This is a genomic window from Streptomyces sp. NPDC043685 (genome assembly GCF_056436585.1).
Genome location: NZ_JBWKCH010000011.1, coordinates 189651 through 203652 on the forward strand (window position 1 = coordinate 189651; position 14002 = coordinate 203652).

The window sequence follows — 14002 nt, forward strand, 5'->3', positions numbered from 1 at the left end:
CATCACTGGGAGCTGGACGAGACGGAACCGGGACGCAGGGTGAGGGAAGACGACGGTCCGACGCCGCCGCTGGGTGCTCCGGACGAGGCCGGCCACGGCAGTGCCGCGTAGCCGCACCGCCCGCCCCTGCGTGCTCGCACCTCGCCGGTGTACGCCTGATGCCGACCGAACGCCTGGTCACAGCCGAGCGTGCATTCCGCGGTACGGGGGACACGACGCGGTATGGCGAGAAAAGTCGGGAACACAGTGGCGGCGGAGACAGGGGAACAGAGAGGGGACCGGCGGGGACCGGCACTCAAGCGTGCGCTGACGACCCCGCTGCTGTACTTCTTCATTCTCGGGGACGTGCTCGGCGCCGGAGTGTACGTCCTGGTCGGCCAGATCGCGGCCGATGCCGGAGGTGCGGTGTGGGTGCCCCTGGTCGTCGCGCTGCTGCTGGCGCTGCTGACCGCCGCCTCCTACGCCGAGCTGGCGACGAAGTATCCCCGGGCGGGCGGAGCCTCCCATTACGCAACGCGCGCTTTCGGGCCTTTTGCGGGTTTCGTCGCCGGGTTCTGCATGCTGGCCGCCGGCATCGTCTCCGTCGCGGCCCTCGCCCGCGGTTTCGGCGGGGACTACCTGTCGGCCTTCGTGACGCTGCCCGTGGGGCTCGTGGCGGTACTGTTCCTGGCCCTCCTCGCTCTGGTCAACGCGCGCGGCATCAAGGAGTCGACCCGCGCCAACGTCGTCGCCACCGTCATCGAGGTGGGCGGACTGGTCGTCATCGTCGTCCTCGGCGCGTGGCTGCTGCTGCGCGGTGACGGCGACGTCGGGCGCCTCACACAACTGGGCACGCCGGAGAAGGGGGCGGCGGCGGCCGTGCTGAGCGGCTCGGTCCTGGCGTACTACTCCTTCGTCGGGTTCGAGACCTCGGTGAACGTCGCCGAGGAGACCCGTGACCCGCGGCGCTCCTACCCATGCGCCCTGTTCGGTGCGCTCGCCACCGCCGGGGCCGTGTACGTGCTGGTGGGCATCGCCGCGTCGGCCGCGGTGCCGACCGCCCGGCTGGCCGCGTCGAGCGGGCCGCTGCTGGAGGTCGTCGAGGAGGCGGGAGGCGTGCCGACCCGCCTGTTCAGCGCCATCGCGCTCGTCGCCGTGGCCAACGGGGCGTTGCTCACCGGCATCATGTCCTCCCGCCTGGCCTACGGCATGGCGAGGGACGGACTGCTGCCCGCCGCTCTGGCCAAGGTGCTGCCGGGGCGTCGTACGCCGTGGGCCGCCATCGCGGTCACCACGCTGCTGGCGATGCTCCTCGCGCTGACCGGCAGCGTCGCCACCCTGGCGTCCACCCTGGTTCTGCTCCTGCTGGTCGTCTTCCTCATGGTCAACACGGCGGTGCTGGTCCTGCGCCGCGACCGGGGCGAGGCCGACCACTTCCGCGCCCCGACCGCACTGCCGGTGCTGGGCATCGCGTCCTGTGTCCTGCTCGCCACGCAGATCGAGGCCCAGGTGTGGCTGCGCGGACTGGCGATCGTGACGGTGGGAACGGTGCTCGGTGCCCTCAGCGCCGCGCGGCGCACCCGGCGGGCCGACGAGGACGACGAGGACGAGCGGAAGCCTGTCTGAACAGAGCGTGCCTCGCGGGCCGGGGCCGGTGGTGGGCCCCGGCCCCGGCCCGCGAGGGCGGGCTCACACCCGGTCGGCTGCGATCAGGACGTACTGGAAGGAGCCGTCGCGGTAGGACTCGATGAACGCCTTCTCGATTCCGGTGACCAGCGATGACGTGGCCCGGAGCTCCCAGTAGGGCAGGGTGTCCGGGGTCAGGTCGACGATGGTCTGCGGTACGAGCCGGTTGTCGGCCATGGCGCGCAGATACTCGCGACGGGAGTGGATGTTGCACTCGAAGTGGGCGTTGATCTGGGAGACCCACTTCGACGGCTGGCCGTAGCGGGGAGTCCAGCAGCCGGTGATCGTCACGTACCGTCCGCCCACCTTCAGGAAGCGGGAGTGTTCGGCGAACAGGTCGTGGAGGTCGACGTACATGGTCGACTCGTTGTTCCACGAAGCGGTGATGCTGCCCTTCTCGAAGGGCGTGTCGAGCATGTTGCACACGCGGGAGCGGACATGGTCCTCGATCCGCAGCTCGGCCGCGCGCCGGTTGCCGAAGTCGGCCTGGGTGGCGGACAGGGTGACGCCCTCGACCTTGCAGCCGAAGCGGCGGTGGGCCATGACCATGGACCCGCCGCGACCGCAGCCGGCGTCGACGAGGGTGTCGTCGGGGCCGACGGGACCGAGGTGGTCCAGGAGGAACTCCGCCTGGGCCGACTCCAGCCGGTGCAGCTCGGCGATGAGCTTCTTCTCGTACTCGCTGTGTTCCGGGTCGCCGAGCGCGGCGTGGTCCACGGCGCCGATGCCGTAGTGGTGGTGGTAGAGCCCGTCCACGTCACCGAGGCGCAGGTTGACCGGCCGTGCCTCGTTGTTCCAGTAGCGGGCGATGTCTCCCTGGTACGGCGTCGCCGGGGCCGGGATCTTCACGGTGGCGGTGGAGGGGGAGGTGGAGGTGGTCTCAGTGGTCACAGAATGGTCCGTTCTCTACCAGAAGTCGGGCAGGCTGTAGCGGTAGGTGTTGGTGCGATGCCAGTCGTGGTTGCCGTCGACCCAGGCGGCCACGCCCTTGAGGAATCGCAGCACGTTCGGCAGAGGGCACGCCGCCGCGAGGTCGGCGGCGGCGGCCTCGAAGGCGTGCATGAGTTCGTTGTGGACCTCGACGGCCTTCAGATAGGCGTCACGTTCGCGGAGTTGCTCGCGTTCCGCGATCACCACCGGCAGGTTCAGGTGGCGGCCCGGGCTGTTGAGTTCCTTGGTGTACGAGTACAGGTCGTTGACGATGGTGGTGGCATTGCCGGCCAGGGCGATGACCCGCTGCATGTCCGGCCGGGCGTGCAGGTCGGCGGGCAGTTCGTAGCCGCCGACGGTGTCGGTGATCGTGGGGCAGGGGCGGAAGTTGTTGAACTGGCGCATCGCCAGGTACTCCCACACCTCCGGGACGTGACCGGTCTCGGCCCAGGCGGCCTCGGCGAGGTAGCCCATGTGCAGCCGCGCCATGTCGTGCCGGTACCTGTCGGCCTGGGAGGGTGTGGCCGCGCGGACGAAGTAGTCCATCGCGCTGCGGTACGCCCTGCGCGGCGCGTCCGACAGGAGCGATTTCTGCCACGCCGGCGTGTACTCCGCGGTGGTGTGGAGAGGGTCGAGCGCGGTGTGGGCGAGCAGGAGGCGCCCGCCGAGACCGACGGGTGAGCCGCCGTGGTCCTCGCAGTAGCAGTCGTCCACCGCGTTCTCCGCGACCATCAGCCGTGTGGCGAGCATCAGGTGGTCGACCGTCGGGGCGTCGGGGTGGCAGGCGACCATGTAACGGCCGACGGAGAACCCGTCGAACTGCCCCTCCCACTCCTCGGGGTAGAGCTGCACCTCGTCCTCGGCCCAGCGTTTGATCCGGTGGCTCACCTCCTCGACACGTACCGGGTCGGGCTCCGGGACCGGGTGGTGGTAGAGGCCGGGGACGGCTCGCCCCTCGGCGGGCGGCACGGGGGCAGGGGGCACCACCGGGTCCGGGGACGGGAGTTGGGGCCTGCGGGCCACGGAGAGCGAGGTCGTGCCGACTCCGGCCGGTCCGCGCAGGATCCGCTGGAGGGCCAAGTGGTCGTCCGCGGTCGCGACGGGTGTGTCCCGCGGGGCGGAGACGGCCGTCGAAGGTGCTGACGGGGTGGGGAGGGTGACCGGTGGATGCAGTGCGGCGAGGAACTGCGGGGCCGGCGGCCGGGCCGGGCGGTCGCCTACCGGGGGCGTGGCCGTGTCCGGCACGGCCGACGGCGCTGCCGACTGCTGTTCACGATGGGATGGTCCGATGGGCCCGGAGTCGGGCATCGGCGGCTCCTTGCTGCGGTGGGTGCCCCATCACGGGCGACGTGATGCGGGCGACTGTGCCTTGTTGACCTCAGTGGGGCGTGGGGGCGATCTGGACGTTCTCCATCACGCCGAGGGCGTCGGGTACGAGCACCGCGGCGGAGTAGTAGGTGCTCACCAGGTAGGAGATGATCGCCTGTTCGTTGATTCCCATGAACCGCACGGAGAGGCCGGGTTCGTACTCGTCGGGCAGTCCGGTCTGGTGCAGGCCGATGACGCCCTGGTTCTTCTCGCCGGTGCGCATCGCGATGATGGAGCTGGTCTGCTCCTTGCTGACCGGGATCTTGTTGCAGGGCAGGATGGGAACGCCGCGCCAGGCGGGGACGGATTGGCCGCCGAGGTCCACGTGGTCGGGGTAGAGACCACACGCGTTGAACCCACGCCCGATGGCGGCGATGGTCCGGGGGTGGGCGAGGAACAGTTTGGTGCCGCGCCGGCGGCAGAGCAGGTTGTCCATGTCGTCCGGGGTGGGCGGCCCCGAGCGGGGCTGGATGCGCTGCTTGAAGTCGGCGTTGTGCAGCAGCCCGAAGTCACGGTTGTTGATCAGCTCGTGTTCCTGCCGCTCGCGCAAGGCCTCGACAGTGAGCCTGAGTTGCTCCTCCGTCTGGTTCATCGGCCCGTTGTAGAGGTCGGCGACCCGGGTGTGGACCCTCAGCACGGTTTGCGCGAGGGAGAGTTCGTACTCGCGCGGCGCCGGTTCGTAGTCGACGAAGGTGCCGGGCAGTTCCGCCTCGCCGACGTGGCCCGCCGACAGGGCGATCTCGGCCTCACCGTGCTTGTTCTGCCGCTGCCGCGCGCGGGAGCGGAACGAGTCGACGTGGGCCTGAAGGGCGGGGGCGGAGGCCTGTACGGCGGTGAAGTCGGCGCGGGAGAGGGTGAGGAGGGTGCCGGAGGTCTGGGCCGTGACGGTGCAGTCGTGGCGGGCGTCGGAGTCGAGCAGGGCGTGCTCACCGAAGTGGTCGCCGTCCCCGAGCATGTCGAGGGTGATCTCTTCGCCGTACTTGCCCTCGGTGGTCTGGCTGAGCCGGCCGTGGGCGACCAGGTGGATGCCGTCCGCGGAACCACCACGCTCGACGAGGACCTCGCCCGCCTCGAAGTCGCGCTGCGCGCAGCGGCCGGCCAGGGCGGTGAGGACCTCGGTGTCCTCGAATCCGCGCAGAAGGGCCAGTTCACCGAGTTCCCGGGGGATCACGCGGACGGTGGCGCCCTCCTGGACGAACTCGACGCACCCGTCACCGACGGTGTGTCGCAGCCGCCGGTTGACCCGGTAGGCGCCGCCTTCGGCCTCGACCCAGGGCAGCATCCGCAGCAGCCAGCGGGAGGTGATCTCCTGCATCTGCGGTGCGGACTTGGTGGTCGTGGCCAGGTTGCGGGCGGCCGCGGTGCTGAGGGACTGCTGCGGCGCGTCGCGGGTGGTCTGCGTTTCCTGGGTGCTGTCAACGGTCATCGGAGGGTGTTTCTCCTTGCACGGCGGGGGCGCCCGACGCACAGGGTGCGCCGACCGGGAGACAGGGAGGAGTGGGCGACGAACGGGAAGGACCACGCGGATCCGTCCACCCGCAGAAAAGTAACCACTGACCGGGCCGCATCCACTGGGAAGACGAGGTGCTTACCTCGAAGCAGTGACAATCTGTTGATTGCGGTTTATCGGCCCGCGAGGTAGATCGCTGCCGGGGGCGCTGCATGAGGGCAGGTCGGTGAACTGCCCTCCGGGCAGGGCGGCGTCGGGTCGGGGCCGTAGCCGTAGCTGAGAGACGTCACGGTCCGCTCGTGACGCACGGCTTGTTCCGGGGGCCGGACTTGTCAGCCCGCCGCGTGCCACCACGCGGGAGACACACTGAGGCTCCATACCTCGCCTGCCCGCCCCTGGCCGGGTTCGTCCGCGCGGACGAAGATCCGCACGCCGGACTCGGGCACCCGGTAGCGGTACAGGTCCCCTGTCGTGCCGCCCTCGTCCGGCTCGGGTTCGACCGAGCAGCCGAGTCCGGCGATCGCGACGGCCAGGCCCCCGAATCGCGTCGAGGGAGCGAACGCGCCGTACGCGCCGCGCAGGGCCACCGGTACGGACGACTCGGTGTCCCAGCGCAGACGGTGCGCCTGAACGCTCACCCCGAAGCAGGGCCAGGACTCGCCCTGCTCCTGGAACGACAACTCCACCAGTCCGTGGTCCCGGCGCAGCAGGCCGCCGTCCTCGGTGTCGAGGAAGTCGGCGCCGAGCGTCGACTCCCACTCGGCGGGCTGCGCGCCGATGCCCACGCCCAGCACATCGCCCCGAGTGGCGACGTGGGCGTAGAAGTCCACGTCGGACATCGCTCTCTTCCCTCCCCCTCACCTTCGACCAGGGTCCAGTGGTCTGCCCGGAAGTCCCCGGACGAGCCCTCCCCCGAGGTGACCGATCGGTAGCCTACGGGGAGCGCCAAGGGTCTCGTCCTGGGTGGTTGTTCCGGCCGGAGCAGCCGCTTGCTCTGGTGGAGCAGGGTCAGTCGAGTGGCTTGCCGAACCAGCGGGAGAGGTGGCCGTCCAAGTCCCGCTGGTCGTCCCCGATCCAGGCGACGTGGCCGTCCGGACGCAGCAGGACGCCTGGCCCGTCCAGTGCGGCAGCGGGATCAGCGACGTAGTCCACCCGGTCCGACCAACCGCCGGTGGTCAGACGTTCGGTGCGGTCCAGCAGCAGGCCACGGCCAAGACGCAACAGGCCGTAGAGGCTGCCCTGTTGCAGGTCGATGTCGCGCATGCGGCGGCCGAGCAGGTCGGGTCCTTCACCGAAGTCGTAACGGATGTCGATCGCGGCGATCTTCTCGACCAAATACCGGTTCACCTCGTCGAAGTCCATCAGCTCGGTGAGCAGCCTGCGCACGGCCTGGGGGCCCGGTTCGGTGGAGTGCAGCTCCATCTGGGCGCGGGTGTTGTCCAGCACGTCGGCGGCGACCGGATGGCGTTCGGCCTGGTAGGTGTCCAGCAGTGTTTCCGGTGCCCAGCCGTGGATGTCCGCGGCCAGTTTCCAACCCAGGTTGAACGCGTCCTGCACCCCCAGGTTGAGGCCCTGCCCGCCGGTGGGCGGGTGGATGTGCGCCGCGTCCCCGGCCAGCAGCACCCGCCCGACCCGATAGCTCTCGGCCAGCCGGGTGGCGTCTCCGAAGCGGGACATCCAGCGGGGTGAGTGGACGCCGAAGTCGGTTCCCGCGACGGCTCGGAGCTGTTGTCTGAAATCCTCCAGGGTGGGTGCTTCCGTGCGCTCGCTGACCCCGGCGGCGGGGACCACGACGCTGTACGTCTCTGCGCCGAAGGGTCTGAGCCAGAACCGCTTGTTGGTCCTGTTGATGTCGGCCACCTTGGCGGCGATCTCCTCCTGCGGTACGCCCACCGCCATCTCGCCCATCAGCGTCTCGGTCCGCGAGGGTTCGCCGGGGAAGGCGACGCCGAGCAGTTTGCGCACCGTACTGCGGCCGCCGTCGCAGCCGACGAGGTAGCGCGAACGCAGCTGTTCGCCGTCGGCGAGACGGACGGTCACCCCCTCGTCGTCCTGCTGGAAACCGGCCACCGCACGGCCGCGCCGTACCTGCGCGCCCAGTTGGACCGCGTGCTCTTCGAGCAGGTGGACGATGACCGGCTGCGGGATGCCTAGCAGGTAGGCATATGCGGAATCCAGGCCCTTGGGAGCGGGTTTGTCGATGCCGGCGAAGAGCCCGCCGGCCGGACGCTGTCGCCCGTGTTCGAGCAGGCGGTCCAGCAGTCCGCGCATGGCCATCAGCTCGAGGCTGCGCATGTGCAGGCCGACGATGCGGACGAACGACACGGGCTCGGTGCCCTTCTCCAGGACGAGGACCCGCACGCCGTGCAGCCGCAGCTCGGCGGCCAGCGTCGCGCCGGTCGGTCCGCACCCGGCAATGATCACGTCGTGGTCGAAGGGCGTGTGATCAACGGTGAACTGCGAAGAGGTCATGGGTGTTGCCTTTCGGAGTGCCTGAGGTCGAGGCACTCCCGGCGACACCTACGTCGATCGCCTGACCGTGACGGAAAGGGGGAGCACCCACATCGATACAGCGTTCATGGGTCTCACCTCCTCGGGCGGTGTCTCGGTCCCCGGCAAGCTACAAGGGCGGGCCTCGCGCCGTCCAACGCTTTTGGCGGCACCCTGGTCGAGCCCGGCGGCTTCGCCACAGCAAGGTCAGCGGCGGGCGTCGCCGCTGACGTCGCATCGGCGTCGACACACTCGGCCTCCTCCTGGCCGTGCTGGTCACCACCGCCAGCGTCCCCGACAACGCCGGCGGTATCCAGGTGCTCTCACGTTTTCGCGGGCTCACCTGCGCGTGACCAAGGCCTGGGCCGACAGCGTCTACCGAATCACGGCCATCGAGCACGGAGCCCGTCTGGCATCGACGTCCATGGCGACCCGGCCGGGAAAGACTTCAAGGTGATCCCGCACTGGGTCGGCGAGCGGACCTTCGGCCGCCTTGCGATGATCGACCTGATGAGCCGGCGCCTCACCCGCTGAGCCGCGCTGAACCGGCGCGAGACATGGCTCACCCGGATAGAGCTTCAGCCCTCGTCAAAGCCGCGGAAGGTCCCTGATCCATCAGCAGCGTCGGCGAACTCCGCGAAGTCCATGTTGGCGATGCTGAGGTTGGCCGAGACCTCAGGAAACCACTGAGCGGGGAGCCTGAACGTCCGCCCGGGCTCGTCCCAGAGATCCACGGCCAGGAGCGAGTGATCCGGATCCCTCATCGTGGCCGCGTCCGCCAGAAAGACGTGGATGATCTGCGCTTCTTCATCCGCAGCAGCCTCTTCGTCCAGCAATGTCCGGACCTCCACGTCGGCAAAGCGAAGCTCGCTGACATACGTGGCATGGGGGTACTCATCGGCCGCGTCGAGCGCAGCTCGAACCGCATCCCAAGCTCCGTCGTCACCGAAGTCGGTACGGAGTACCAACGAGGTCAGATCATCAGGCTGAGGCAGAGGCATCTCGTGATGCTCTCACCCGAGACTGACATCGACTGTCACACCCACCGCACCCGCGGAACCCCTCAAACAACCCGGCGATGCCAAACAACCCCGCTGAGGCGCAACGCTCTTCGAGCATCACCGGGCAGAGGTCAGAACAGCTCCCCCTGGAAGCCTTGCCGGGCCAGACACGGAGCGGGCCGGTCTGCCTCTGGCGATGCCGGTTCGTCGCCGAACAGGGGTTCCGTGCCGCACTCGTCCAGCTCCGCCGGGATCCGTCCGTCCACCTCCGGACGCGGCGGCGCCTCACGGTCGAAATCGTCCGGGGTCATGCACACCCAGTCGCGCCCGCCCTGCTCACCCACTCGTCGTCACCGCCTCTCCCCCGGGCCGCTCCCGGAAGGTTTCCCAGGAGGACATGCTGCCCTCTCATGATCAGTTCCACCATCGCGGGCTTCTGAACACCCCGGGCCCGGGCAGCACATGAGGGACGGCGGCGACAAGGCCGACAGCGTGGACGGCGTCACAGCCGCCGTCGGGCACCGCACCGGCCCTGAGTGCGGCACCATGGATGTGTGGGGACACGACCAGTGCTCGTCTTCGACGGCGACTGCGGCTTCTGCACCACGTCGGTGGGCGTCGCCAGGCGTCTGGTGCGGCCTCGGTGTGACGTCGTGGCCTGGCAGCACGCCGATCTCGCCTCGCTCGGCGTCACGGCGGAGCGTGCCCGTTACGAGGCCCTGTGGGTGACGCCCGTCGGCCGGGTGTACGGCGGTGCACAGGCGGTGGCGAAGATGCTGCTCAGCGCGGGCGGCGTGTGGTCCGTGCCGGGAGCCGTCCTCACTCTGCCGCCCATGCGGTGGGCCGCCCACGGCGTCTACCGACTCGTGGCCGACAACCGCGGGCGACTGCCGGGAGGGACCCCGGCGTGTGCCGTACCCACAGCGAAGGCGCACCGGGCGTAACCCACGAAGTGTGGCCGGGAGCCTCGCTGCCGCTGGATCGGCCGATCACCACGGTCGGGCGGGGACAGCGACTGCTCCGCGGCTCCGCCGACGGGACATCGGCGGAGCCGCGGAGCACGAGGTCATCGTCTGCGGGCCCAGCCGCCGCCGACCCCGGCCACCTGCAGTGCCAGGCACAACAGACCCAGCAACATGACGTTCGTCGAAGAGAACACATCGTTGGTACCGAGCTCCGCCGCGTTGATCAAAAACGCGAAGAAGAACAGCACCGCCGCGACTATGCCGAGCATGAAACGAGCTCCTCTCAGAAGGGGTGAAGCCCGTATGCCCCGCCTCCGCCCTCGCAGACACCAGAGTTCCGGCGGACTCGTACCGGGTAGTCCCTTCCGCCGCAGCAGAGCGCAGAACACGCCATGTGCCCACGCGATGCACGTGGATGAGCACGGCACAGCCCGGGCTGAGACCTGATCGTCGCCGACGGGGCGCACCGAATCGCCGGGGCGGCCGGGCGAGCCATGGACAGTCGTCATCACCGACGTCCGCCTCCAGATCTCTCAACTCCCCGGCATACCCCGCCAGATGCGACGGGGTACCACACGTGCAGAGGCAGGAGTCAGCTCGTGGAGGCAGGGGCAGGAAAGGACTCGGCCGGGGAACGCGGCGCGGTGTTCTGCCCCAGGGCCTTCGAGGGCCGCGATGCCGGTTGGGTGTCCGCGGACTCCAGGGTGAGCATGGCCGCCTCGTCCGGGGTGCCGGGAGCCGCTTGGTAGACCACCATGCGCTGGCCACCCGTCCGGGCCAGTCGCATCACCTCGTAGGTCAAGGTCATCGGGCCGGCCTTGGGATGCCGGAAGGACTTCTGTCCGCCGCCCCGCTCGCACACGTCGTACCGCTCCCACAGACGGGCGAACTCCGGTGACTTCAGCATCAGTTCGCCGACCAGCACGGTCAGCTCGGGATCGTCCGGGTCCGCCCCGCCGACGGCCCGCAGATGTGCCACCGACAGGGCGACGGTTTCCTCCCACGGTTCGTAGAGCGTCCGGCCGACGGGGTGGAGGAAGATGTAGCGGGTCAGGTTGCGCTGTTCCTCCGGCCAGTCCCAAAGGCCGGGCATCAGGCGTCGGCCGGGCGGGTTCGCGGCCAGCACGCGGTTGTACCGGCTCACCACGTAGGCAGGCAGCGGGCGCATCGACTCCAGCATCCGCAGCACCGAGTCGCGCACGGTGTGGTCCGAGCAGGCGGGCGGCTCGGACGAACGGCCGGAGGCCAGTTCCGCGAGTTCATGCAGGCGTTCGTAGCCGTCGCCGCGCAGCCGCAGGGTGCGGGCGAGGGCGTCCACCACGGCCGGAGAGGGGTTGGTCTCCCGGCCGCGCTCCAAGCGGATGTAGTAGTCGACACTCACTCCGGCCAGCGCGGCCAACTCCTCGCGGCGCAGGCCGGGCGTGCGGCGCAGGCCCGCTCCTGCCGGAAGACCTACGTCCTCCGGGCGTACCTGCGCTCTGCGGGCCTTCAGGTACCGGCCGAGCTCTGTGCCCCTCGCATCCGTCGTTGCTGCCATCCGGTCATTGTCGCAGGTGGTCAAGAGGCGTTGGGGGGCCGTGTCAGGGCCTGGAACGCCGCACCCGGGGCAGATCGCGGTCTGCCGATCGACCGTGCGGAAGCGGAGAGTTGATGCCGGAGCGGGCGGCCCGGCCGCCGGAGCCCAGGGGGTGCGTGACACCGGTCCGCGGCCCCGGCGGGCCGCGGTCGTCCGCCCCGTCAGTCATTCCGAAGCCGTTCGCGCCGTTCCCGGGAGTCCACCATGTCGGCCACCACCCCCGCCTCTTCCCCACCCACCGCCTCCCTCTCCGAGCCCGGCGCGCAGCCCCCCGCTCCCGGGGTACGGGAAGAGCCCTCGGAGCGAGCCCGGACGGGCGGAACGTCTGCGCCCACCGCGGCCGGGCCGCAAAGCGCTGGCCTCGCGCTGGTCGCCTCGCTGCTCGGCTTCACGGTGATCACCATCGACGTCTCGGCCGTGAACATCGCACTGCCCGCGATCCGCGGCTCGCTCGACAGTGGAATGTCGGGGCTGCAATGGGTGGTCGACGCCTACACGTTGATGTTCGCGGCCCTGATGCTCTCGGCGGGCGCCCTCGCCGACCGCACCGGCGCCCGCCGCGCCTACACCTGGGGCATCGCCCTGTTCACCCTCGCGTCCCTCGCCTGCGCGCTCGCGCCAGGCATCGGCATGCTCGTCGCCGCGCGTGTCGCGCAGGGTGCCGCCGCCGCGATCGTGATGCCGGCCTCGCTGGCGTTGATCCGGCACGCCTACGACGACGCGCGGGCCCGGGCCCGGGCCATCGCACTGTGGACGGTCGGCGGTTCGGTGGCGATGGCCGCGGGACCGGTCCTCGGCGGACTGCTCACCGACTCCGCCGGGTGGCGGGCGGTGTTCCTGCTCAACCTGCCCGTGGGCGCGGTGATCCTGGCCCTGCTGGTCCGGGTGCCGCGCTCCGCACGCCGGCCCGCCGCGCTGGACATCGGCGGCCAGCTCACCGCCGTGGTGGCCCTGGCCGGTCTCGCCTTCACCGTGATCGAGGGCGGTCACCTGGGCTGGACCAGCGGCCCCGTCCTGAGTGCCGCCGCGCTCGCCCTCGCCTCCGGGTACGCATTCCGTGTGGTGGAGGCCCGCCACCGCCGGCCCATGGTCCCGCCGGTCATGCTGAGGGACCGCCGGGTGGCGGTCCCCCTGGCCGTCGGTTTCGCCGTCAACGCCGCCTTCTACGGCGGGATCTTCCTGCTCGGGCTGTACTACCAGCAGGTGCGCGGGATGTCGGCGATCGCGGCCGGGCTGATGTTCGTCCCCATGTCGGCGGTCGTGACGGCGACCAACCTGGTGTCACCGCGCATGGCCGAACGCGTCGGACGCCGCCCGGTGATCGTCGCCGGACAACTGGTCTTCACCGCGGCGATGGTGGCCATGCTGCCGCTGGCCGCGGACACGCCCGTGTGGCTTGTACTGGTCCTGCTGCTGCCGCTCAGCGTCGGCGGGGCGCTCGCGGTCCCGGCGCTGACCGCGCTGCTGATGGACGCCGTCCCGCAGGAGCGGGCGGGAACCGCCTCCGGTCTCCTCAACTCCTGCCGCCAGATGGGAGGGGCACTCTCCGTAGCCCTCTTCGGCGGCCTGCTCTCCGGCCCGTCCGACGGCGGCTTCTCCCTCCCGGGCATGCGCATCGGCCTTCTCGCCGTCGCGGCCCTCCTCCTCGCCACCGCCGCACTCTCCCGCCTGGCGCTGCCGCGCAGTTGAGCCGCGCCCGCGCATGGACGCGAGGGCCGGGAGCTCACGTGGTTGCCGCTGTCCTGTCCTGGGTCGGCTCGTCCCGGCCCTGGACGACGCGCTCCCCAGGCCCGACCACGGCGCTTCCAGGGCACCGTGGCTGGTGTAGCGATCCGGCTGCGGCTTGGGGGGTAGATCCATTATCGCCGTGCGGGGAAGCGCCTGTCACCGTTCTCCGGAATGATCTTTAAGCCCTATTCGCGCCTTTAGGCTTGGCGCAACCGGTACAACGCACGGGACCTCATACGGGAGTTGAGAGTGGCGCACGACGTTGCCGCGCTGGCCGTGGAGCTCGCGGACATGGCTGCGGCCGATCACCGGTCCGCAGTCCGCGCGAACAGTGACGACCCTGCCGAGCAACTGGCCTGGCGGCGGCTGACCGCCCGGCACGGTGACCGGCTGGGCGAGATCATGGACGACTACGGCTGGCCGACGGCAGAACTGGTCGGTGAGGAGGCCGCGCGCGCAGCATGGCTGATCGCCCAGCACGCCGACCGGCAGCTCGACATTCAGCGCCGCGCCCTGCATCTGATGGAGCAGGCGGTGTCGGCGGGCTCGGCCGGCCCGCGCGAGCTGGCCTTCCTGCGCGACCGCACGCTGGTCAATGAGGGTCGCAAGCAAATCTACGGCACTCAGATCGCCGGTGTGAAGGACGGAGCACCGATTCCGTGGCCCTGTGAAGAGCCCGAGCGCATGGACGAACTCCGCGCGGAAGTCGGCATCGAACCCTTCGACGAGTACGTAGCCAAGTTCTCCATGGCCTGACGCGCTGTTCTCAGTCGCGTGCCGCAGATCCCCGCCCGGGCGCTCACCTGCCCGCGGGCTTGATTCGCCGACC

The 14002-nt window shown here is 70.2% G+C and carries 12 protein-coding genes and 1 pseudogene; 5 read left to right on the plus strand and 8 right to left on the minus strand.

Going from position 1 to position 14002, the window contains the following annotated elements:
* Window positions 1–318 precede the first annotated feature (318 nt).
* Window positions 319–1605 carry an APC family permease gene (locus AC0665_RS31975; protein ID WP_478706422.1) on the plus strand — a complete coding sequence of 429 codons (1287 nt, stop codon included), beginning with the start codon at window positions 319–321 and terminating at the stop codon, window positions 1603–1605.
* 63 nt (window positions 1606–1668) lie between these two features.
* Here the strand turns inward: AC0665_RS31975 and AC0665_RS31980 are convergent, their stop codons facing one another.
* The 5 genes from AC0665_RS31980 to rox form a co-directional block, all read right to left on the minus strand.
* The gene (locus AC0665_RS31980) at window positions 1669–2556 is read right to left on the minus strand and encodes a geranyl diphosphate 2-C-methyltransferase (RefSeq protein WP_478706368.1); all 888 of its coding nucleotides are present in this window, start codon (window positions 2554–2556) and stop codon (window positions 1669–1671) included.
* Window positions 2557–2571: 15 nt separating this feature from the next.
* Window positions 2572–3903: a family 2 encapsulin nanocompartment cargo protein terpene cyclase gene (locus tag AC0665_RS31985; protein ID WP_478706369.1), complete on the minus strand. Its 1332-nt coding sequence runs from the start codon at window positions 3901–3903 to the stop codon at window positions 2572–2574.
* A 70-nt stretch (window positions 3904–3973) separates the two neighbouring features.
* Window positions 3974–5389: a family 2B encapsulin nanocompartment shell protein gene (locus tag AC0665_RS31990; protein WP_468638859.1), complete on the minus strand. Its 1416-nt coding sequence runs from the start codon at window positions 5387–5389 to the stop codon at window positions 3974–3976.
* Window positions 5390–5745: 356 nt separating this feature from the next.
* Window positions 5746–6252 (minus strand): hypothetical protein, encoded by a 507-nt coding sequence (locus AC0665_RS31995; protein ID WP_478706370.1) that lies wholly within the window; start codon window positions 6250–6252, stop codon window positions 5746–5748.
* 169 nt (window positions 6253–6421) lie between these two features.
* Window positions 6422–7885: a rifampin monooxygenase gene (gene rox / locus AC0665_RS32000; RefSeq protein WP_478706371.1), complete on the minus strand. Its 1464-nt coding sequence runs from the start codon at window positions 7883–7885 to the stop codon at window positions 6422–6424.
* A gap of 248 nt (window positions 7886–8133) precedes the next feature.
* Between rox and AC0665_RS32005 the strand changes: the two are divergent.
* Window positions 8134–8437 (plus strand): annotated as a pseudogene (locus tag AC0665_RS32005) (IS5 family transposase); the annotation flags it as partial.
* A 44-nt stretch (window positions 8438–8481) separates the two neighbouring features.
* Here AC0665_RS32005 and AC0665_RS32010 read toward each other — a convergent pair.
* Window positions 8482–8904 carry a DUF6924 domain-containing protein gene (locus tag AC0665_RS32010; protein WP_468638855.1) on the minus strand — a complete coding sequence of 141 codons (423 nt, stop codon included), beginning with the start codon at window positions 8902–8904 and terminating at the stop codon, window positions 8482–8484.
* 554 nt (window positions 8905–9458) lie between these two features.
* On the opposite strand from AC0665_RS32010, the gene AC0665_RS32015 reads away from it, so the two are divergent.
* Window positions 9459–9848: a thiol-disulfide oxidoreductase DCC family protein gene (locus AC0665_RS32015; RefSeq protein ID WP_478706372.1), complete on the plus strand. Its 390-nt coding sequence runs from the start codon at window positions 9459–9461 to the stop codon at window positions 9846–9848.
* Window positions 9849–9970: 122 nt separating this feature from the next.
* On the opposite strand, the gene AC0665_RS32020 is transcribed toward AC0665_RS32015, so the two are convergent.
* On the minus strand, window positions 9971–10138 hold the full coding sequence (locus tag AC0665_RS32020; RefSeq protein WP_363119613.1) for a hypothetical protein: 168 nt from the start codon (window positions 10136–10138) through the stop codon (window positions 9971–9973).
* A 323-nt stretch (window positions 10139–10461) separates the two neighbouring features.
* Complete coding sequence (locus AC0665_RS32025) at window positions 10462–11406, minus strand: helix-turn-helix domain-containing protein (protein ID WP_478608599.1); 945 nt, start codon at window positions 11404–11406, stop codon at window positions 10462–10464.
* A 243-nt stretch (window positions 11407–11649) separates the two neighbouring features.
* Between AC0665_RS32025 and AC0665_RS32030 the strand changes: the two genes are divergently transcribed.
* Together AC0665_RS32030 and AC0665_RS32035 are read left to right on the plus strand one after the other, a co-directional pair.
* Window positions 11650–13134: an MFS transporter gene (locus AC0665_RS32030; RefSeq protein ID WP_478706373.1), complete on the plus strand. Its 1485-nt coding sequence runs from the start codon at window positions 11650–11652 to the stop codon at window positions 13132–13134.
* 288 nt (window positions 13135–13422) lie between these two features.
* On the plus strand, window positions 13423–13929 hold the full coding sequence (locus AC0665_RS32035; protein WP_478608595.1) for a DUF6624 domain-containing protein: 507 nt from the start codon (window positions 13423–13425) through the stop codon (window positions 13927–13929).
* Window positions 13930–14002: the final 73 nt, after the last annotated feature.

Excerpts from the sequence above, each read along its gene's own strand:
- AC0665_RS31995 (WP_478706370.1), bottom strand. The coding sequence starts at position 6,252 with ATGTCCGACGTGGACTTCTACGCCCACGTCGCCACTCGGGGCGATGTG.
- AC0665_RS32025 (WP_478608599.1), bottom strand. The coding sequence starts at position 11,406 with ATGGCAGCAACGACGGATGCGAGGGGCACAGAGCTCGGCCGGTACCTG.
- AC0665_RS31990 (WP_468638859.1), bottom strand. The coding sequence starts at position 5,389 with ATGACCGTTGACAGCACCCAGGAAACGCAGACCACCCGCGACGCGCCG.
- AC0665_RS32020 (WP_363119613.1), bottom strand. The coding sequence starts at position 10,138 with ATGCTCGGCATAGTCGCGGCGGTGCTGTTCTTCTTCGCGTTTTTGATC.
- rox (WP_478706371.1), bottom strand. The coding sequence starts at position 7,885 with ATGACCTCTTCGCAGTTCACCGTTGATCACACGCCCTTCGACCACGAC.
- AC0665_RS31985 (WP_478706369.1), bottom strand. The coding sequence starts at position 3,903 with ATGCCCGACTCCGGGCCCATCGGACCATCCCATCGTGAACAGCAGTCG.
- AC0665_RS32030 (WP_478706373.1), top strand. The coding sequence starts at position 11,650 with ATGTCGGCCACCACCCCCGCCTCTTCCCCACCCACCGCCTCCCTCTCC.
- AC0665_RS32010 (WP_468638855.1), bottom strand. The coding sequence starts at position 8,904 with ATGCCTCTGCCTCAGCCTGATGATCTGACCTCGTTGGTACTCCGTACC.